We start from the raw sequence: 277 nt of genomic DNA, 5'->3' as shown, positions 1-277 counted from the left end.
GCCTGGATTCGCTCTCGCCGATCCAGATGCCAAGGATATCTTTGCAGCCTTCCGTGTCATAGCCAAGAACCACATATACAGCCTGTTCTTTGGCACCATGATCGGTTTTCACTGATACGTAAAGGCAGTCAACGAATACGAAAGGATAGCACTTCTTCAGGGGACGATGACGCCACTCATCAACAACCGGATAGACACGATCAGTGATGTTTGAAATCGTATCCGCAGAGACCGGGAAGCCATAGATATCCTGGATGATGTCGGAGATGTCGCGCTG

At 49.8% G+C, this 277-nt stretch carries 1 protein-coding gene; it reads right to left on the bottom strand.

The window, feature by feature from the left end; genetic code table 11:
• The coding region (locus Afil_RS11655; protein WP_230268564.1) for a transposase at positions 1-277 on the bottom strand (277 nt) is incomplete at both ends.

The organism is Allobaculum fili, from assembly GCF_020969955.1.
GTDB lineage: Bacteria > Bacillota_I > Bacilli_A > Erysipelotrichales > Erysipelotrichaceae > Allobaculum > Allobaculum fili.
Note: the sequence above shows the minus strand (reverse complement) of the source record. Positions and strands in the feature narration are given on the sequence as shown.